Below are 19,975 nucleotides of genomic sequence, written 5' to 3'. Positions count from 1 at the left end.
GCTCGCAGATTTAGCAGATTAGCAGATAAAATGAGATTTTAAAATCTAACTGTGTATATTAAAATTAAAACCTTTTTTCAATTTACTCTCTGCCAGTAATCTTTTTTCGGTGGTTTGTTCCCCATTTAGCCAGAGAATCTATTACTTCTTTTAAGGTATGTCCGTATTCGGTAAGCTCATACTCAACGGTAATGGGCTGTGTATTTAAAACTGTTCTCGTAACCAATTGGTTTTCTTCCAGATTCTTTAATTCCCTGCTCAGCATTTTACCCGAAATTCCTTCCACTTCGCGTAAAAGATCTGTGAATCTTAAAGTATTAAAACATAACGAAGCGATTATGGCAATTTTCCATCTTCCGTTTAGCACATCCATCGCATCCTGAACTGCCAATAATCTTTGATTGCATGTGTTTTTATCGTGTAAAGCCTCTTTTATCATACTGTGTCTGTTAGTTACCTCGATGTTACAGTTACTTTTGGTAATTGGATGACAAAAATACACTTAAAGTTTTTACATTTGAATTATAATTTTAATCAATAGAAAAAAATGGCCTTAATAGAAGCACTAAATTGGCGTTACGCTACAAAAAAAATGAATGGACAAGTAGTTCCGCAGGAAAAAGTTGATTATATTCTGGAAGCTGCAAAACTAGCTCCGTCTTCGTCCGGATTACAGCCTTATAAAATTTTTGTTGTTACAAATCAGGATTTAAAAGAGAAAATTAGAGCGGTAAGTTTTGACCAAAGTCAAATTACTGATGCTTCTCACGTTTTGATTTGGGCGGCTTGGGATGGTTACAGTTTAGAAAGAATTTCTGCTGTATTTGAAAGAACAACTGCAGAAAGAGGAATTCCTGCAAGCGCAATGGACGAATACAAACAAAGACTTTGGGGGATGTACGAACCTCTTGGCCAGGAATGGCATGCCAATCACGCCGCGAGACAAGCTTATATCTCATTAGGAACTGCAGTTGCTGCTGCTGCCGAGCAAAAAGTAGATGCAACTCCAATGGAAGGTTTTGTTCCGGCAGAAGTAGACAAACTTTTAGGATTAAACGAGCAAGGACTTAAAAGTGTTCTAATTCTTCCTCTTGGTTACAGAGACGAAGCAGGCGACTGGTTGGTAAACTTGAAAAAAGTAAGAACACCGCAAGACGAATTTATAACAGAAATCAAGTAAAAAATTATATTTTTTCACTTTGTTAAAAATGCTTCTGAAATTGCTGAATAAGCTTTTCAGAGGCATTTTTCTTTTAAATATTTCATTTTGAACCAGTAATTAATCCAAATTCAAAAAAACCAAAACAGGATTCAAATCTGAGATTGTTAATTTTAGTGTCTACCTAAAAAAAAGGTATAAAAAGCGGATAATTAAATAATATTGTATAACTAATTTTGTAGAATCCAAAACAATTCAATACTATTTACAACACATTAAAATTCTAACACTATGTCTGATTTTTTAACTCAATTTGGTGAAGACCTAAAAAAGAACGTTCCGGGGTTCATCGCGGTTTCGGTAGCCGAAATTGCAAGCGGTATGTCTTATTATTCGCAGTCTGCTGTTGCAGATTTTGACCCAGAATTAGCATCAGCTTACAATCTGGAAGTAGTAAAAGCAAAAATGAATGCTATTAAGGCATTAAAATTAGACGGGCAAGTGATTGATAATATCATGATTACATTAAGTTCTCAAATTCATATTATCGATGTGTCAGACAACCAGGAATACTTTATTTATTTAGCAGTAGATTCAACTAAAGCAAATTTAGGTATGACAAAATCTATTTTAAATAAATACAAAAAAGAAATTGTCGCAAAATTATAATAGATTTTGCCCCTTAAAGAGGAATATTCAAATTGAATATTCCTCTTTATTTTTTTAGACAAAAGGGTTTCATTTATTTAAAAATATTTTATATTTCGACAAACAAATGATCCCCCAAATCACCCGATGGAATTACGCGCGTATTTCGAAAAATATCATGACGAAGCTACTTGTATTGAAGAGCTGAAAAATCAACGCATACAAAATGGAATCATTTGTAAAAAGTGTGGTCATGATACCCATTCTTTTAGACAAAACGATTTAAAATTTCAGTGTCGAAAATGCCGCAACCGTATTAGTTTACGATCCGGAACCGTAATGGAAAATTCAAATCTGCCAATCAGATACTGGATGATTTGTATAGAATTGATGACTTTATCGCATCGAAAAATGTCTATTCTTAAAATTCAATATTTACTTGGCCACAAAAGATACGAACCTATTTGGCTGATGGTGCAGAAAATACGTTTGGTTATGAAAATGAGAGATGAAAAATACAGATTGAGAGCCTATTCTCAGTTTGATCCTGAATTTCTTCAAAAAATCGACATGCTCATGATAAAGAGAAAAACAAAAAGTGCCTCCAGTTAGAGGCACTTTTGTTATAAATAGTTTTGTTATCCTATTTAATTGTAAACTATTTTTTCTTATTCTTTTTTGCTTTAGCTCTTTTTGCTTTTTTCTTAGCAATTTTTTTCGCTTTTGCTTTGTCTTTTGCTTTTTTAGCTTTGTCTTTTTTCTTTGCTTTTGCTTTAAGTTTCGCTTTTTTCGCTTTCTCTTTCTTTTTGTCTTTCGCCTTTTCTTTTCTCTTAGCTACTGCTTTTTTCTTTTTCAGTTTTTCTTTTTTCTCAGCTAATTGCTTTTTTTCTTTTTCTTTCATCTTTTTACTTTTCTTTTTAGATTCCTCTTTATCCTCTTCCACTGTCTCTTCTTCTATTTCAGACGAAACAATCTCTTCAACTTCTTCTGTTTTTTCTTGTTCCTCAACAACAACAGTCTCTTTTTCGACTGTTTTTCTTGGAGCTCTTTTTGGTTTTGGTTTTGATTCCGGAGCATCAGTCACAGCTGATTCTGTCTCTGAAACTGGAGCATCAATTTGTTCGTTTTCATCAGTAGAGATTACCGGAGCAACTTCCACCTCTTGATCGACTTCATTAGTAAGCACTTCTTTTGCCATTATTCTGTTAATTTTAAGAAATTGATTAAATTTACTTTGTAATAAACTAATTTTTAATGTTATTAAATCATTAAATTAACATCAAAAAATAATAAACAAAGATAAACTGAAAAACACATTCGCCAATGTTAAGTTTTTCATCTGCCTTAAAAACAAAACATAAACGTTTAAAAATCAAACAATTACCCAATGTTAAGTTTTTAATCACGATTTTTACTACATTTAAAAATGCTATTACAAGCTTTTTAAGCACAATCAAACTTTAAAAAATGTTTTTTAATTTGTATAATTTAACTTTAAATAATTGAAAATGCATACCGATTTAGCATACAAATCAAAACAGCCAAGCAAAAAACTTTCTGCATTTGTAGATAGTTTTTGGTGTATGCACAATAAATCGGATGAAACTATAGAAACAATTGGTCTTCCGGACGGGAGAATTGATCTATCTTTATTTCAATCTGAGGAAGATTGTTTTAGCATTAGACTTTTAGGTTTAGGAACCCATCAATACGAAAAAGGAAAAATTCCTGCCAGAAGTAAAACTTTTGTTATTAGCTTTAAACTTCCTGCAGTAGAATATGTTTTTCAGGAATCTATTGCAACACTCTTAAATGAAGTAAAAAGACTTGAAAATGATTTTTGGGATTTTAAAGCAAAGGATTTAGAAAATTTTGAATTGTTCTGCGAAAAAGCTTCACTAAAGATAGAATCCTTATTAGTCAAAGAAATCGATAACCGAAAACAGAAACTATTCAACCTCATCTACGAAACCAATGGAGCAATGACTGTCAATGAATTGGCAGAACATTCAGGCTGGAGCAGCCGACAAATTAACCGTTATTTTAATCAGTATTTCGGGATTTCGTTAAAAACGTTTTGTTCTATTCTTCGTTTTAGGGCTTCACTGGAACATATTGCGAAAGGAAAATTGTTTCCCGAAGAAAACTTTTCTGATCAGACTCATTTTATTAAAGAAGTCAAGAAAATCTCAGGTTCACTTCCAAAAGAATTGTTTCAGAACAAAAACGACCGATTTATACTATTATCTGCTCTTTCATCAAAATAATTTTACTGCATAGATTTAAAAATAAAAACTATGCTTTTACAAAATAAACAAGTCGCCGTTATTGGCGGCGGAATGGGAGGTTTAACCTTAGCCCGACTTTTACAGATAAAAAACATCGATATAAAGGTTTATGAAAGAGACGTTAATAAAGAAGTTCGTGTACAAGGATCTCCGCTTGATCTGCATGAGGATTCAGGTTTGAAAGCTATTATAAAAGCTGATTTACTTGACGAATTTTATGCGAATGTTCGACAGAATGCCAGCAAAGCCCGAATTGTAAGTAAAGATTTTGAATTACTATTTGATGAGCACGCTGTTCAAGAAAAGAAAATACCGAAAGCTTCAACTACTGCTAGAAATTCGCTTGACGCAATCTCAAAACCACGACCGGAAATTGATCGATCTGAACTTAGAAATATTCTCTTAAACTCACTTTTGAGTGAAACAATAGTTTGGAACAGTCAGTTTGATTTTATGGAGAAAGAAAACACTGGCTGGAGGCTTCATTTTAAAAACGGTTCAACAGCTTTTGCGGATTTAGTCATTGCTGCCGATGGAGCAAATTCTAAAGTTCGTCCTTATATAAGTACTGAAAAACCAATTTATTCGGGAATTACTTTAATTGAAGGCACTATTTATAATGCTAAAGAAAATGCTCCAAATCTTTTCGAATTTTCCAAGGGTGGAAAAGTACTCGCTTTTGGCAATGAGCAAACTTTAATGTATGGCAGTAAAGGCGACGGTTCATTAATGTTTCTGCTGAGTAGTAAAATTCCCGAAAGGTGGATTTTGGAAGGAAATTTAGATTTTAAGAATAAAGAAGCGGTTTTTGAATGGTTTAAGAAAGTTTATAAAGACTGGAATTTACAGTGGGACGAACTTTTTACGGCAAATGAATTGCATTTTATACCACGTCCGCAATATTATTTTCCAGTGAATCAGTTCTGGAAAACTCAAAATAATGTGACTATGATTGGTGATGCTGCACACAGAATGCCTCCTTTTGCAGGTAAAGGCGCTAATTTGGCCCTATTTGATGCTCTTGAACTGGCAGATTTTCTAACCAGTAATCAATTTAATGATCTCAAAACTGCTATTTCAGCTTTTGAAAGACGAATGCTGGAAAGAGCTTCAAAAGCTACAAAAGAAACTTTGGAAAATAGCGAACAATTGCATGCTGAAGAAGCGCTGGAAAGATTGGTTTTAATCTTCCAAAAGAACATCCAAAACTAAAAGCAACTTATTTTCAACAACTTACACTTATTTTAATTAAATTTACGAGTATCGAAAAAGATGATTTCAGATATTTTAGAGCCTGAATAAAAGTTTCACTCAAAAAAATACAAAATGAAGCATTCTCTACTCCTATTCTTTTTATCTGGATTTATATCTTTTACTTTCGGGCAAAAAGCTAACGATTCTGTTTCGAAGAAAGCAAAAGAAAAGAAAATAGAATTACGGGTAATGCCTTACCTTAGTTATAATCGAAATCTCGAATTTATGTTTGGTGCAATTCCGATGATGATGTATAAAGTCAATCAAAGCGACAGCATTTCTCCTAAATCATTATCCGGAATGTCGGCTATTTCCACCACTAATAAGTCTTATGTTTTGGCTTTCTTTAATAAATGGTATTTGGATCAGGACAAATGGCGGTTGAAACTCTTCTTTTTTAACGGAAATCAGAATTCCCAATTCTATGTTGACGATACTGATCAGCCTGATTTTTATGACTACGGAACCAAAACCACTATTTTAAGCATTGGTGGTCAGCGAAAAATAATCGGAAAATTTTATGGTGGCTTGTCTTATACTTTTGCTCATTACAATACCACTTATGAAGAGGACATTTCTCCTTCTTCGGTTTCGCACAGTAATGCTTTGGTTGTAAATTTATTATATGATACCCGAGATGCCGTCTATTATCCGACAAGAGGATATAAAATAAAACTGGACTGGTCTACTTATCCCAGTTTTTTAGACAATGAACTGGCTTCGAACAGAATTGCTTTTCAAGCCAATACCTATTTCCCAACCCGTAATAACAAGGATGTTATTGCTGCTCGTTTTTATGGAAAATTCGGACTCGGAAATGTAGCTTTCGAACAACAGAGCACTATTGGTGGCGTAGATATTCGTGGTTATTCCGAAGGAAAATACAGAGGTGCAGGTTTAATGGATATTCAGGGAGAATATCGTTATAACTTTGGCAAAATGGGTTTGGTTGGTTTTGCCGGTCTTGCTACACTATACGGTTCAGATACTCCAAGTTTTGATTGGAAAATGTATCCCGGCGCCGGAATTGGTTATCGTTATAATCCTTTTAAAAAATCAAAATTTAATGTAGGACTGGACGGCGCGGTTGGTAAAGGAGACTGGGGCGTTTATTTTAGAATTGGCGAAGCTTTTTAATTTTCTTTGAAACTGATTTTTTAAACACATGGAAACATATTTTTGCTTTGTTCAGAAAGGCGTTTCACTTCTAATAAAACACAGAGAAGTCTTCTGTTAAAAATATATTATTTTAAAAAAGCTCTAAATCAACAGATTTAGAGCTTTTTGTTTCATTTTATATTAGAATCAATCCCATTTATTACTACTTGAGATTGCATATTTTCCGGCGCCTGTAAAAAATAACGCAATTGCACCTAAAAGATAAAGTGTTATTAACTCATTTGCATAACCGCCTTGTTCTCCGATTGAAAAAATGGTTTGTGAATGCGCCACAGCAATGGCCACAATACAATTGATTGCTAAAATAACCGATGCGATTCTGGTTCTCCATCCTAATAAAATGGCTAACGGTGCCAAAACTTCTCCAATATAAACAGCATACGCAAATGCTCCCATATTTTCGACAAGAAATGAAATTCCGTGCAAAATTTTTGATACGCCATGAAAAAGCATTAAGCCTCCAATACTAATACGCAATACTAACAATCCAAAGTCTGTGTTTTTTGAAATCATAACATTCTAGTTTTAAGATTAATATACTAATTAGGTTTTGTAATGATACTAAGCTACAAAATAATACTATTGTCCTGCATTTTTATTTAAAACCATTTTAAACGAATCTTCATTTAAAATCGACGAAATGCTATCTGGAATATTTAAACATGCGTTATTTCTTACTTTTAATATGTTTCAATACCTGTTTTCTTGTTTCATTTTATAATATGCAACATCGAAACAGCTAACCTTATAGCCTACATTCGTTAATTTTGAAGTACCCCATAGTTTTTTCTTAACCTCACTCCGAATTAATACATAACCCAATTTATTAATATAAGGTTGCTTTCAAAAATATCAGCATCCACCTTTTTTATTCTGATTGCTTATGGCTCAATTTTACGTTTCCCCGATTTTTAGAAATTTTTCCAAAAAGCTCTTTTTAGCATTTATTTTATTGGTTTTACATATTAGTAAAATAGGTGCTCAAAATTGTACCGTAAATGCCGGAGTACTTAACGTCACCATTTGCGAAACCGATGCATTGGTTTTAACCGGAAATAATCCTTCTCCTATTATAGGCAATGTATTATGGACACAAATTTCAGGCCCGGCAGTTGTTATTGATACTCCAAATAGTCCAAGCACCATTATAACTGGCTATACAGGAGGAAACACCTATATCTTTAGATATAGCGCAACCTGTGGTGACGGAATTTTAGCCTATCAGGATAAGGTTGTCAATGTGCAACCCATTACAATTGCCAACGCAGGCGGAAATATTACGAGTTGTCCAAACAGTTCCGGAAATCTGTCTATTACCGCAAATGCTCCTCAAAACACAGGAGAAACAGGCTATTGGGAAATAGTGGGCGCTAATAATGCCGGAGTTGTTATTAATTTTCCTAATTTACCAACCTCAACTATAAATCTTCCGGCAACAAGCTGCGGAACCACTACCTTGCAATGGGTTATTGAAGGTCCCGAATATGCTCCGGGACAACGTTGTAGAACAACTTCTCAAATTACAGTAACGAATTATGGTGGTGTTACGCCAGTTTCTGCAGGCCCGGATCAAACTTTAAGTAATTGTTATACCACAACACAATCTACGAATCTTACCGGAGCTTATGGAGGTTGCGGTCTTAACGGACAAAATGGTCAATGGACCTTTGTAAGTGGCCCCAACACACCAACGATTGGAAGTCCGGGTTCAAACAATACACAGGTTTCTAACCTTGTTCAGGGAACTTATACCTTTAGATGGACTGTTACAGGGCCTTGTGCCTCGGGCAATGATTTAGTTGTTATTAATGTTCCTGCTGCAACGCAGGATGTGACAACTCTTCCTGGTGGTGATGAAGATATTTTCTTTTGCGATAATACCATTACTCAAGTCACTTTAGTAGCGCAAACTCCTTTGTATGCAGGAGAAACCGTTCAATGGACACAAATTAGCGGAGCTACTGCGACAATCGTATCACCCACAAATCCGACAACATTAATAACTGGTATTTCAGATTCTGGTGATCCTTATAAATTCAGATATACGCTAACCAACAGTAACACAGGCTGTGTTTTTACCAAAGATTACAATATTCAGTACAATGGGGCGACCAGAACTATTATAGCCAATAATGGTAATGATATTGCAGGAAGCTGTAACGCAACGGTGTTTACAATTCCGCTTACCGTTACTGGAACAGGAGTAAATCAATATCGAATCGTAAGTGGTCCAAGTACTTCTCCATTGGCACCTTTTCCAACTGCATTGCAAAATGTCGGCAATTCATTAACCTTAACCCTTACCGAATCGGGGGAATATACGGTTGAATTTATCAGAAGTCAAAACGGAACACTTCCCATTGGTTGTGATTATGGTTTTGATACCTTAAATATTATAGTTTCAGGAGATCCGACACCTTCAAATGCAGGATCCGACGTTAGTTTACCCTGCGGTGATACGAGTACAATGTTATCCGGTGTTATCACTGGAGACGGAATGCATTTTTGGAGTCAGCTTAGTGGTCCGAATGAGGCAACAATTGCCGATAATTTTGCCGTAGATACTCAGGTAACAGGTCTCATTCCGGGAACTTATGTTTTTGAATATATTACAAAAGGCGGTGGTGCTACTTGTGGTTTTTCTATTTCAACCGTCACTATTTATGTTTCTGACAGCACTTTGGGAACAACAGATGCAGGCCCCAATGAAGTCGTTTGCGCAAATTCTCAAGTAACACTTGCTGCAACACCTGTTCAGAGCGGTGAAATTGGTACTTGGAGCCAGATTTCGGGACCTAATACGATTTCATTTTCAAATGTGAATGATCCCAATGCTGTAGCAACAGGTTTTATTACAAATACATCTCAATATGAATTACAATGGACTGTATCCTACCTGCATCCTGGCCCATCTTGTAGTTCGGCAATATCAGACACAGTCACCATTATAACCAACAATTCTACAGCCTCATCGACGTCCGATGCAGGTTCGGATGCTTGTTATCCTGCCGGTACTATATCTTTTAATCTCAGTGGTAATACTCCGGGGGTTTTTGAAATTGGTCTATGGTCTGTTACTCCATCTGCCGGAGTCGTTTTCGCAGATTCCAGTGATCCTAATACTTTAGTAACTGTCCCAGGCAATGGAACTTATGTTTTTACCTGGGCTATTCAATCCATAACCAGGCTTTGCGCACCAAATACAAGTGACGTATCTGTTACCATTGCTGATACGCCACCAGCGGCAAACGCAGGCCCAGACCAGGAAATTTGCGGCAATACAATAACAATGGCCGCAACGGCAAGCAGCGGTGCTGTTGGAACCTGGACCAGAATTTCGGGCGTTGGAAGCTATACTATTAGCGATATACATGATCCCAATGCTGTATTTACCTTTACCTATAGCGGTTATTATATATTTAGATGGACGGTAGATGCGGAAGTCTGCGGTGAAGCTTTTGATGATGTCAATTTAACAATAGGAATTCCACCTCATCAGGCTGTTGCAGGACCCGATCAAAATGTATGTAATAATACAAGTGTAACAATGGCAGGAAGTACTTATGATAGTTTTTTTGAAGCAGGTCAATGGTCTGTTTTGACAGGTGCGCCAAACCAGCCAACAATTGTCGATCCTTCTAATCCTAATACTGTAATTAATGGACTTGTAACCGGTACTTACACTTTTAGATGGACGATAACAGCTAAAAGTATCTTTTTATGTTCAGGTTCTTTTGATGATATGATTGTTGTCGTAACTCCAACTGCAAATGCGGGAACAGATCAGTCTTATTGCGATGTAAGCAGTGTTCAATTAAAAGGAAATGAAAACTCAACCGGAACCTGGACACTTACCAGTACTACCGGAAATCCTGCAGATGTGACCATAACGCAATCACCTTCCAACAGTTATATTGCAAATGCTACTGTAGTTCCTGGGAACAATTATGTTTTTACTTATACCACGACTTCTACAACATTTCCTGATGGCAGTACTTGTCCTGGTTCATCTGATTTGGTAAATATTTCTATTTTCAGCGGTGCAAGTATTGATCCCGATGCAGGGCCAGACCAAACACTTTGCATTTCTGATGTTGCAGGAACCACCACTTTAGCTGGAAATAGTCCGCCAGTAGATGTAACAACAGCAGAATGGCGATTTGTTTATCAACCTACAGGAAGTGTAGCAACAATCAATACTCCCAATTCACCAACAAGCACGCTGTCAAACTTAACTGTTCCAGGTCTTTATGTTTTAGAATGGGTTTTCGAAAGTCAGTCTTGCAGAACATTATCAGATGTGGTTCGAATTGTAATGAATGAAGCGCCAAGCACTGCCAACGCAGGACCAGATGATGCTGTGGCCTGTCAAACTACTTATCAGACAGCAGCAACAGCTCCAACTGTTGGAATTGGAACATGGACTATTACTAACCAGCCTGCGGGAGCCTCGGCTGTAATAGATAGCCCTAACAGTCCGGTTACAACGCTTTCAAATGTTACTGTTTTAGGAACTTATACTTTAGCATGGACGGTTACAAATGGCCCTTTTACGAGTCCATCTCTATGCCAGCCTTCTTCAGATACTGTAGATATAACTTTTAACGATGATCCTCCAACTGTAGCAAATGCAGGACCTGATCAGGAATTATGTGATACAGCTTCTGTAACTATGGCTGCCAATGCACCAGTTATTGGTATAGGAACATGGACTCAGATTTCGGGACCAAATACTGCTACAATAGCATCACCAAACAATCCAAATTCATTAATATTACAATTAATCGCCGGAACTTATGAGTTTAGCTGGACTATTGCAACAACGGGATGTATTTCTGAGGATAGGGTTATTATTACTATTTATGATTTACCTTCTACGGCAAATGCAGGTCCTAATCAGATTATTCCTCAATTCTCACCTGTAAATATGAACGCCAGTACACCTATAGTTGGTACAGGAGAATGGACTCAGGTTTCGGGGCCAAGTATTGTAGGTTTTACAGATGCAACATCTCCAACTACTACAGTAACGGGAACAGTTTCCGGAATATATGTTTTAGAATGGACAGTAAGTAACGGAAATTGCGCCGTTTCATCAGACACTATGAATTTAACCATTTTATCTGTGGCCGATCTTGAATTGACTAAAACAGTTAATCCTGTTACAGGAAGCGCCGGAGATGTAGTAACATTCAACCTTCAAATTTTCAATAATAACTCTTTAGGCGGCACTGTAAATGCTACAGGAGTTTCTGTCCGTGATTATATTCCGTCGGGCTATACTATAGTACCGGGATCTGTGAATCTCGCTGGAATTTACAATGTAGGTGACAATACTGTAACGTGGAACAATCTTACCGTTCCTGTTGGAGGCAGAGTAAATCTGACTTTTCAGGCTGTTATCAAAACTACAGGAAACTATGTAAATAATGCCGAAATCATTGCTTCTGACCAATTTGATCCTGATAGCACGCCAAACAATAACATAGCTACTGAAGACGATCAGGACGATGCGTCAATAATATTAGACGTTGCCGATTTATCTTTACAAAAAACAGTTTCCCCTGCAACAGTAAGTATTAACGATAATGTTATATTTACCATTAGAGTTACCAATAGCGGACCTAATAATGCCACAGGAATTACAGTTTCAGATCAATTGCCTCCAGGCTATACTTATGTAAGTGATAATGGCGCCGGAAAATACAATAGTACTACAGGAATCTGGAATGTTGGAAATCTGAATAACGGAAATTCGCTTGCCTTACAGATTACAGCCAAAGTGAATGTTGTTTCAAACGTAAATGACTACATCAATATCGCAGAAGTCGAAACTGCAAAACAGCTTGATCCTGACAGTACACCCGGAAACGGATTACCAGAAGATGACATGGCCAGTGCAACTGTTTCGCTAAAACAAGCTGATTTAGAACTAACAAAAAGCGTAACGCCAACTTCTGCTGCAGCTGGACAACAAGTAGATTTCACTTTAAATGTATTAAACAGAGGCCCCGGAAATGCAACCGGTGTTGATGTTCAGGATGTAATTCCGGTTGGCTACACACTCATTCCGGGATCAGTTTCAACCGGAGGTACTTATCAGGTTGCAACTGCTACTTTAGAATGGAAAGATTTATACTTGCCGGCAAACTCAAATATTAACTTAACTTTCAGTGCACTTGTTAATCCGTTGGGAAATTATCTGAACATTGCACAAATAACAGCCAGTGATTTACCAGACCCGGATTCTACTCCAAACAACAATGTAGCTTCTGAAGATGATCAGGATAATGCCGAAATCACTTTTATAGGCCCTTCTGCTGACTTATCATTAGTTAAAAATGTTGTGGCAGGCAATACCAGTCCTGTAGTAGGTAGTCAGATTTCCTTTGAACTTATCATTAAAAATGACGGACCTAACAATGCAACAGGAGTTCAGGTAACCGATTTACTGCCTTCTGGTTTTCAATATGTAAATTACAGTTCTTCTGCCGGTTTATACGACAGTACTACAGGAGTCTGGAATGTTGGTACAGTTGATGTTGGGGTTTCAGAATCTCTTATTTTGGATGTTAAAGTACTTCCTTCAGGCGATTATCTCAATGTAACACAAGTTACAGCCAGTAATCTTCCTGATCCCGACAGTACGCCAAACAATGATGACGGAGATCAGAGTGAAGATGATGAAGATAATGCTGTTGTAACTCCTATACCTCCATCCGCAGACTTATCTTTGACTAAAACAGTCAGTAATCCTGCTCCATTAGTTGGTTCTATCGTAACATTTACCATTATAACCACAAATAGCGGGCCTCAGGATACTGCTCTTGTTCAGGTAACCGATTTATTACCTTCCGGTTATACTTTTACCAGCTTTAATGCAACAAGTGGAACTTATGACAGTACTACCGGTTTATGGACTTTAGATATATTAGAAAGTAGTGAATCTGAAACATTACAAATCAATGCAATTGTAAACCCTACTGGTGATTACAACAATGTTGCTGAAGTGACCAATAGTGATAATCCTGATCCTGATTCGACTCCAAACAACGGAATTCCGACAGAAGATGATTATGGAACCGCTACCACTATTCCTATCCAGCAATCTTCAGATTTGTCTTTGACTAAAACGGTGAATACTTCAGCTCCTTTGGTAGGTTCACTTGTTACTTTTGAAATTGTTGTAACCAATAATGGCCCACAGGATAACTTTGGCGTTCAGGCAACAGATGTTCTTCCGTCAGGCTATACTTTTACAGGCTTTACAGTTTCTACAGGAACTTACGACACTACGACGGGAATTTGGAATGTGGGTAATTTAGTAACCGGTGATTCAGAAACACTACAAATTGTAGCAAGAGTAAATCCAACTGGTGATTACACTAATACTGCTGAAATTACGGGAGCAAATCTTCCGGATCCGAATTCTACTCCAAATAACGGAATCACAACAGAAGATGATTACGCGGAAGCTACAACAGTTCCGGTTCCAACCTCAGCTGATTTATCTTTAACTAAAACAGTAAGCAATCCGACGCCGCTTGTAGGTTCTTTAGTAACATTTAGTATTCAGGTAACAAACTCTGGACCTCAGGAAGCAAACGGCGTTATTGTTACCGACTTACTTCCTTCGGGCTATACTTATGTGTCGTACAGCGCAACAACAGGAAGTTATATTCCTGCAAACGGAATTTGGGATGTTGGAAACATGCCGATTTCAGATTCTTATACTTTACAGATAACAGCCTTAGTCAATGCAACAGGAAATTATACGAATAGCGCCGAAATAACAGCCAGCAGTCAGCCTGATCCTGATTCTACTCCTAATAACGGAATCACAACAGAAGACGACTACGCTGAAGCTACAACAACACCAATTGCAACCTCATCCGATTTATCATTAACTAAAACAGTAAATAATGCTACTCCACTTGTAGGTTCACAAGTAATTTTCAACCTTCAGGTAAACAATGCGGGACCACAAGCAACAGACAATGTTGCAGTGACCGATTTATTACCTTCAGGCTACACTTATCAATCTTACACGGCAACAGCCGGAAGTTATGATGTAGCAACAGGAGTTTGGACTATCGGAAGTATGCCAATTGCATCAAATCATACTTTACAAATTACTGCCTTAGTCAATGCAACAGGAAATTATACCAATACTGCCGAAATAACAGCCAGCAGTCAGCCTGATCCTGATTCTACTCCTAATAACGGAATCACAACAGAAGACGACTACGCTGAAGCTACAACAACACCAATTGCAACCTCGTCCGATTTATCATTAACTAAAACTGTAAATAATACTACTCCGCTTGTAGGCTCTCAGGTAACTTTTAGTCTTCAGATAAACAACGCCGGGCCGCAAGCAACTGATAATGTAGCAGTAACTGATTTACTTCCTACCGGTTACAATTATGTATCTTACACGGCAACAGCCGGAAGTTATGATGCGGTAACAGGAATTTGGACAATTGGAAACATGCCAATTGCATCAAATCATACTTTACAGATAACAGCCTTAGTCAATGCAACAGGAAATTATACGAATAGCGCCGAAATAACAGCCAGCAGTCAGCCTGATCCTGATTCTACTCCTAATAACGGAATCACAACAGAAGACGATTATGCAGAAGTTACTACAACGCCTACAGCGCAATCCTCTGACCTGTCATTGACTAAAACAGTAAACAATAGTACTCCATTAGCCGGATCTCCTGTGACTTTTGCAGTTGTTGTAACCAATAATGGACCGCAAGACAACACAGGTGTTCAAATAACCGATTTATTGCCTTCTGGTTATACCTTTAGCAGCTTCACTGTTTCTACGGGAACTTATAATTCAATAACAGGTTTATGGAATATTGGCAATTTGGCTAATGGAGAATCCGAAACCTTACAAGTTACTGCGTTAGTAAATGCCTCAGGAGATTATTTAAATATTGCAGAAGTTACCGCAGCGAATCTTCCTGATCCAAACTCAACTCCAAACAATGGTGTTCCTACAGAAAATGATTATGCAACAGCTACGATAACACCAACAGCACAATCCGCAGATTTATCTTTAACTAAAACCGTTAACAATGCTAATCCGTTGGTTGGTTCATTGATTACTTTTGAAGTAGTTGTAACCAATAACGGTCCACAGGATACTTCAGGTGTAACTGTTACCGATTTACTTCCAAACGGTTATACCTATTCGAATTTTACTATTTCTACAGGAACTTATAATCCAACAACAGGTTTATGGACGATTGGTAATTTGATTAACGGAAAATCAGAAACATTACAAATTTTCGCAGTAGTAAATCCAACAGGGAATTATCTAAACGTAGCAGAAGTAACCGCAAGCGCACTACCCGATCCTGACTCGACTCCAAACAACGGTGTTACTACAGAAGATGATTATGCAACAGCAACAGTTACTGCAAATGCTCAGGCAGCAGATTTAGCTTTAACTAAAACAGTAAATAATCCAACACCATTAGTCGGTTCTCCTGTTATTTTTGAAATAATTACAACTAATAATGGTCCGCAGAACACAACCGGAGTTGAAATAACAGACTTACTTCCTACTGGATATACTTTTGTGAATTACAGCGCAACAAAAGGTCTTTACAATGCCGTAACCGGAAAATGGACAATTGGTTCGTTCTTAAATGGAGATTCGCAAGTCTTAAGAATAACTGCTATTGTGAATCCGACAGGAAATTACGTAAATACTGCCGAAGTAACCGCCAGCAGTTTACCGGATCCAAACTCAACACCAAACAATGGAGTTCCAACTGAGAACGATTACGGAACAGCTACAACAGCTCCTTTAGGACAATCGGCAGATTTATCTTTAACTAAAACAGTAAATAATGCTACACCGTTAATAGGCTCATCGGTAACTTTTGAGATTGTCATTTCTAATAATGGTCCACAAAATGCTACTGGAGTTGAAGTTACCGATTTATTGCCATCTGGATATACCTTTAGTGGTTTTACGGCAACAAAAGGAACTTACAACAACACTACAGGAAAGTGGATTATTGGTTCTTTAGTAAATGGAGATTCTCAGACACTACAGTTAACCGCTATTGTAAATGCGACTGGAAATTACTTAAATACTGCAGAAGTTACTGCCAGCAGTCTTCCGGATCCAAATTCAACACCAAATAACGGAGTTACTACAGAAGACGATTATGCAAGTGTTTCAACTTCACCAGTAGTCCCTATGGCCGATCTCTCTCTGGTAAAAGCCGTCGTTGGAGGTAATTTGAGTCCAATATTTGGAGCTACAATTACTTTTGAAATTACCGTAACAAACAGCGGTCCGCAAAACGCGACAGGTGTACAGGTTAAAGACCTTTTACCAAGCGGTTACGAATATGTAGTTTACAGTTCGACAGCCGGACAATACTATAATACAACAGGAATTTGGGATATTGGAACCATTCCAAACGGAGCTTCAGAATCTTTATTGATAGGCGCAAAAGTTAATACGACCGGAGTTTATCAAAATGTAGCTGAAGTTTATGCTTCAAATGAACTGGATCCCGATTCAACGCCAAATAATAATGTTAGCGGAGAAGACGATATTAGTTCTGTACTGTTAACTCCTGTCCCTGCTGTAGCTGACCTTTCTATTGAAAAAAGAGTAATTAACAATATTCTAACACCAAACGTGGGATCACAAATTACATTTTCTATTACAGTAACCAACTCAGGTCCGAGTATTGCTACAGGAGTTACGGTAAAAGATATTCTTCCTTCCGGATATGAATATATATTTTATAATTCTACTTCGGGAGCCTATGACCGTGCCACCGGCGAATGGAATCCGGGAATTATTCTGCCTGGAAACAGTCATACCTTATTGCTAAATGTTAACGTCAAAAGCCCAACCGGTACACCAGATGAATACTTAAATATTGCCGAGGTGATGACTTCGGATCAATTTGACCCTGATAGTACTCCTGGAAATGGAGTGACTACAGAAGATGATTATGATAGTATTTCGGTTACGCCAGTTATCGTGATGGCAGATTTATCGATCACTAAAACGGCATTAAACCAAAATAATGTTTATGATGTTGGAGCAACCGTTATTTTTACTGTTACAGTCAAAAATGATGGTCCTGCCAATGCAAGTGGCGTGATGGTTAAAGATTTGCTTCCGGCCGGATTTACTTATTTAACCAGCAGTCCAACCAGCGGTTTGTATAATTATATTACAGGAGTTTGGAATGTTGGTAATATTGCTAACGGAACCGATCAGTCGGTTGATATCTACACTCGCGTCAATCCGCCATCGGGAACTGCAAATGAATATACAAATGTAACTGAAGTCATTGCCAGCAACCTGCCCGATCCGGATTCAACTCCAAATAACGGTGTTATAACAGAAGACGATTACGACAGCTTAACCATCAATGTTGCCGTAGCCGATTTAAGTCTGGAAAAAACGGTCAGCAATAAAAACGCAAACGTAAATGAAGTCGTAACATTTACGCTACAGCTTAACAATGAAGGACCAAGTACCGCAACAGGAGTAGCAGTTGAGGACATTATTCCGCTTGGTTACAAGAATATTTCGAGCATTAACAATGGCGGTATTTTTAGTCTGAATACCATCAAATGGGTAAACTTAACCGTTCCTGTAGGCGGAATCACATTGACTTATCAAGCCACTGTTGCCAATCCGCTTGGGCTGGAAAGTGTCGATTATGTCAATATAACCCAGGTTACAGCGAGCAACCAGTTTGATCCGGATTCAACGCCAAATAACGATAATGGAGATCAAAGTGAAGACGACGAAGATTCTGAATCCATCAACATCCCTTCTACTGATATTGCCATCAACAAAGAAGTAGATAAAACAGATGTTCCAATGGATACTCAGGTAACTTTTACGATAACTGCTGAAAATCTCGGTAATTTAACTGCCACAAATGTAGAAGTTCAGGATGTGTTGCCAAAAGGATATTCATTCGTAAGTTCAACTGTAACATCAGGAACGTATGATCCTAAAACAGGAATTTGGAATATTCCGTCGATCAACACCGGAACTTTACAAACACTGACTCTTACTGTCAAGGTTATTGATTTTAATGATTATCTGAATACAGCTCATTTAACAAAACTGGATCAGATTGATACCAATTCGACAAATAATCAGGACAGCGCTACTGTTTCACCAAACTGTCTGAAAATTTACAACGAGTTTTCACCAAATGATGACGGTCAGAACGACTTCTTCTACATTGATTGCATTGACAGATATCCAGACAATCAACTCGAGATCTTTAACCGTTGGGGTAATCTGGTTTACTATAAAAAAGGCTACAATAATACCTGGGATGGTAAAGAAGAAAATTCTTCAAAAACACTTCCTGAAGGCACCTATTTCTATATTCTTGATTTAGGAGATGGATCTAAAAAAACCTCCGGATGGCTTTATCTGAAATAAATTCATACGGAAAAACAAAAATTTAAGAATAGGATTAACCAAAATAAATTGGCTATGATTAAAAATATAAAAAAGGTTTTCGCGCTACTCACTCTATTCTCGGTATATGGAGCCTTTGCACAGCAAGACCCGCAATATACGCAGTACATGTACAATACACTCACGGTAAACTCTGCTTATGCGGGGTCGCTGGGGCACTTGGCAATAACAGGAATTTACAGAACACAATGGGTTGGTCTTGAAGGCGCGCCAGATACTCAAAGTTTTACACTGGATACGCCGGTCGGCAAAAATGTCGGCCTTGGAATTTCGATTGTAAATGAAGAAATCGGACCAACAGAAGAACAATACTTAGATGCCAATTTCTCTTATACCATAAAATCCGGTGAATCTCATAAACTTTCATTTGGAATAAAAGGAGGCGGACGCGTGATCAATATCGATTGGTCCAAAGGAAGCCATAAAGATCCCGATGTACAATTTCGCGAAAATATTACGAACAAATTCCTTCCCGTTGTCGGAGCCGGATTATACTGGCACGGCGAACGAGATTATATCGGACTTTCTGTTCCTAATTTTATGACCCGAGAGCGTTATACTTACGATGATATTGCCGATGATCTGGTTAACGAAAGAATGCACTTGTATCTTATTGGAGGAATTGTTTTTGATCTTTCCGCACATACTAAATTTAAACCTGCCGTTTTGGTCAAATATGTTGCCGGCGCTCCTCTTATTGCCGATTTCTCTGCCAATTTTATGTTCAACAATGCATTAACACTGGGAGCTTCTTACCGTACTTCGGATTCGGTAAGCGGACTTATTGGAATCCAAATCACTCCAATGATTATGGCTGGATATGCTTATGATTATACCACAACAGCATTGCAGAACTACAACAGTGGCACGCATGAAATCATGCTTCGTTTTGAACTGGTTTCACGCAAAAAAGGATTAAAATCACCAAGATTCTTCTAATACGGA

General features: G+C 37.5%; 11 protein-coding genes. 8 read left to right on the top strand and 3 right to left on the bottom strand.

What is annotated here, in order from left to right; genetic code table 11:
- Positions 1-82: 82 nt before the first annotated feature.
- Positions 83-439 (bottom strand): winged helix-turn-helix transcriptional regulator, encoded by a 357-nt coding sequence (locus HYN56_RS15600; RefSeq protein WP_167398319.1) that lies wholly within the window; start codon positions 437-439, stop codon positions 83-85.
- A 108-nt stretch (positions 440-547) separates the two neighbouring features.
- On the opposite strand from HYN56_RS15600, the gene HYN56_RS15595 reads away from it, so the two are divergent.
- From HYN56_RS15595 to HYN56_RS15585, 3 genes are all read left to right on the top strand, one after another.
- Positions 548-1,180: an NAD(P)H-dependent oxidoreductase gene (locus tag HYN56_RS15595; protein WP_109193020.1), complete on the top strand. Its 633-nt coding sequence runs from the start codon at positions 548-550 to the stop codon at positions 1,178-1,180.
- A 270-nt stretch (positions 1,181-1,450) separates the two neighbouring features.
- The gene (locus HYN56_RS15590; protein WP_109193019.1) at positions 1,451-1,828 is read left to right on the top strand and encodes a hypothetical protein; all 378 of its coding nucleotides are present in this window, start codon (positions 1,451-1,453) and stop codon (positions 1,826-1,828) included.
- A gap of 126 nt (positions 1,829-1,954) precedes the next feature.
- On the top strand, positions 1,955-2,419 hold the full coding sequence (locus tag HYN56_RS15585) for a transposase (protein WP_109193018.1): 465 nt from the start codon (positions 1,955-1,957) through the stop codon (positions 2,417-2,419).
- Positions 2,420-2,465: 46 nt separating this feature from the next.
- Here HYN56_RS15585 and HYN56_RS25165 read toward each other — a convergent pair whose 3' ends face one another.
- The gene (locus tag HYN56_RS25165) at positions 2,466-3,005 is read right to left on the bottom strand and encodes a hypothetical protein (protein ID WP_205727617.1); all 540 of its coding nucleotides are present in this window, start codon (positions 3,003-3,005) and stop codon (positions 2,466-2,468) included.
- Positions 3,006-3,315: 310 nt separating this feature from the next.
- On the opposite strand from HYN56_RS25165, the gene HYN56_RS15570 reads away from it, so the two are divergent.
- The 3 genes from HYN56_RS15570 to HYN56_RS15560 all read left to right on the top strand — a co-directional run bounded on the left by HYN56_RS15570 (position 3,316) and on the right by HYN56_RS15560 (position 6,486).
- The gene (locus HYN56_RS15570; protein ID WP_109193016.1) at positions 3,316-4,074 is read left to right on the top strand and encodes a DUF6597 domain-containing transcriptional factor; all 759 of its coding nucleotides are present in this window, start codon (positions 3,316-3,318) and stop codon (positions 4,072-4,074) included.
- 30 nt (positions 4,075-4,104) lie between these two features.
- Positions 4,105-5,307, top strand: coding sequence for an FAD-dependent oxidoreductase (locus tag HYN56_RS15565; protein ID WP_109193015.1), 1,203 nt, complete (start codon positions 4,105-4,107; stop codon positions 5,305-5,307).
- 114 nt (positions 5,308-5,421) lie between these two features.
- Entirely contained in the window at positions 5,422-6,486 is a 1,065-nt protein-coding gene (locus HYN56_RS15560; protein WP_109193014.1) for a BamA/TamA family outer membrane protein, read from the top strand.
- A 168-nt stretch (positions 6,487-6,654) separates the two neighbouring features.
- On the opposite strand, the gene HYN56_RS15555 is transcribed toward HYN56_RS15560, so the two are convergent.
- Positions 6,655-7,041 (bottom strand): DoxX family protein, encoded by a 387-nt coding sequence (locus HYN56_RS15555; protein ID WP_109193013.1) that lies wholly within the window; start codon positions 7,039-7,041, stop codon positions 6,655-6,657.
- A 370-nt stretch (positions 7,042-7,411) separates the two neighbouring features.
- Here HYN56_RS15555 and HYN56_RS15550 point away from each other — a divergent pair, with 370 nt between their 5' ends.
- Positions 7,412-18,991 (top strand): PKD domain-containing protein, encoded by an 11,580-nt coding sequence (locus HYN56_RS15550; protein ID WP_109193012.1) that lies wholly within the window; start codon positions 7,412-7,414, stop codon positions 18,989-18,991.
- 54 nt (positions 18,992-19,045) lie between these two features.
- On the top strand, positions 19,046-19,969 hold the full coding sequence (locus HYN56_RS15545; protein WP_109193011.1) for a PorP/SprF family type IX secretion system membrane protein: 924 nt from the start codon (positions 19,046-19,048) through the stop codon (positions 19,967-19,969).
- Positions 19,970-19,975 lie beyond the last annotated feature (6 nt).

It is taken from the genome of Flavobacterium crocinum, from assembly GCF_003122385.1.
Classification (GTDB): domain Bacteria; phylum Bacteroidota; class Bacteroidia; order Flavobacteriales; family Flavobacteriaceae; genus Flavobacterium; species Flavobacterium crocinum.
The sequence above is the reverse complement of the archived record's forward strand: the minus strand, read 5'-3'. Positions and strand labels throughout refer to the sequence as shown.

Coding starts and splice junctions, on each gene's coding strand:
- HYN56_RS15550 (WP_109193012.1), top strand. CDS start 7,412: ATGGCTCAATTTTACGTTTCCCCGATTTTTAGAAATTTTTCCAAAAAG.
- HYN56_RS15555 (WP_109193013.1), bottom strand. CDS start 7,041: ATGATTTCAAAAAACACAGACTTTGGATTGTTAGTATTGCGTATTAGT.
- HYN56_RS15585 (WP_109193018.1), top strand. CDS start 1,955: ATGGAATTACGCGCGTATTTCGAAAAATATCATGACGAAGCTACTTGT.
- HYN56_RS25165 (WP_205727617.1), bottom strand. CDS start 3,005: ATGGCAAAAGAAGTGCTTACTAATGAAGTCGATCAAGAGGTGGAAGTT.
- HYN56_RS15595 (WP_109193020.1), top strand. CDS start 548: ATGGCCTTAATAGAAGCACTAAATTGGCGTTACGCTACAAAAAAAATG.
- HYN56_RS15565 (WP_109193015.1), top strand. CDS start 4,105: ATGCTTTTACAAAATAAACAAGTCGCCGTTATTGGCGGCGGAATGGGA.
- HYN56_RS15600 (WP_167398319.1), bottom strand. CDS start 439: ATGATAAAAGAGGCTTTACACGATAAAAACACATGCAATCAAAGATTA.
- HYN56_RS15560 (WP_109193014.1), top strand. CDS start 5,422: ATGAAGCATTCTCTACTCCTATTCTTTTTATCTGGATTTATATCTTTT.
- HYN56_RS15545 (WP_109193011.1), top strand. CDS start 19,046: ATGATTAAAAATATAAAAAAGGTTTTCGCGCTACTCACTCTATTCTCG.
- HYN56_RS15570 (WP_109193016.1), top strand. CDS start 3,316: ATGCATACCGATTTAGCATACAAATCAAAACAGCCAAGCAAAAAACTT.
- HYN56_RS15590 (WP_109193019.1), top strand. CDS start 1,451: ATGTCTGATTTTTTAACTCAATTTGGTGAAGACCTAAAAAAGAACGTT.